Here is a 1323-nt window from a genome sequence, read left to right on the forward strand (position 1 = left end):
CAAGACGACACCGCGCTGTGGTACTGAATTTCTGGCGGGCCCACTCATAATAGCAGTCAGAGCACTTAGTGTTTAACAAAACAATTTTTTATTGCCGCATTTATGCTCGATTGGTTGTAATTCTTGATTCTGCCCCCCCCCTTGCTGGTAGTTTCTCGTCATAGGCGGAATTCATAGCCGACCAAAAATCTAAAAACACACGGAGAAAGCGTGTTCAAGAAGCTCACGCGCACGTCCGTTGGCGCGGTCATCGCGATCTTCGCCTTGGGATTAGCGGCGCAGACCAAAGAACAGTCTCCGCTCCAGCGCGCCGTTCAGTTCTAAACGAACACCCTGTTGGTCTTGAAAAGGGTTTTTGTACTTAGAGTCCGTTTCGAAAGTCATGATAGGCGTGCCAGTCGTCGGACGAGGAGCATGACGGAGGCGGCGTAGAGGAAGGCACGGGCGGAGTCGATGGTGGCCTCGAAGTCCTTTGCCAGGCGCCGGTTGCGATTAATCCAGGCGAAGAAGCGCTCGACGACCCAGCGGCGCGGCTGAACGGCGAAGCCGATCTGATCGGGGTTCTTGCGCACGATCTCGACGGCGATCACGGTGGCCTCAGCGACCCTCTCACCGGCGTAGCCGCTGTCGGCGAAGACTTTCTCGATGAAGGGAAACGAGCCGCGCGAGGCGCGTAGCAGTGGCCCCCCACCATCGCGATCCTGAATACTCGCCGGATGCGGCTCAAGCACGAGGCCACGCCCGTCGGTGTCGACCAACGCGTGGCGTTTGCGCCCCTTGATCTTCTTACCGGCGTCGTAGCCACGTGGACCGCCGGCCTCGGTCGTCTTGACGCTCTGGCTGTCGATGATCGCACCCGTCGGGCTGGCCCCACGTCCCACCCGCTCGCGATCGGCCATGACCAGCGCGTGGTTGATCTGCTCAAAGCGGCCGCTGTCGCGCAAGGCGGCGAACCAGCGATAGATCGTGCCCCAGGGCGGTAGATCGCTCGGCAGCAGGCGCCACGGGCAGCCCGCGCGCATTACGTAGAAGATGCCGTTGACGATCTCGCGCATCGGCCACGACCGGGGCCGTCCCGTGCCGCGAGCCGGAGGCAAATGAGGCTCGATCACAGCCCACTCCGTGTCGGTCAAATCGGTCTGGTAACGCAGGGCCTTGCGGCTATGCTGCTCTCGGGTGGTCGGCGTCCACATGGCGACTCCAGGTTGGTCTCAGCAACCTCCCTCGAATCACATCGATACCGGCCACTCAACTCCTTTCGAAACGGCCTCTTAGAGATAAAACCAAAATTTTAGGAAATCTGCCATGAACGCGAAGACCATG

General features: G+C 59.8%; 1 protein-coding gene. It reads right to left on the reverse strand.

Annotated elements, in window-relative coordinates; translation table 11 throughout:
- Positions 1–380: 380 nt before the first annotated feature.
- Positions 381–1193: an IS5 family transposase gene (locus GY769_17370; protein MCP4203690.1), complete on the reverse strand. Its 813-nt coding sequence runs from the start codon at positions 1191–1193 to the stop codon at positions 381–383.
- Positions 1194–1323 lie beyond the last annotated feature (130 nt).

The sequence above is a fragment of the bacterium genome, assembly GCA_024224155.1.
Lineage (GTDB): Bacteria > Acidobacteriota > Thermoanaerobaculia > Multivoradales > JAHEKO01 > CALZIK01.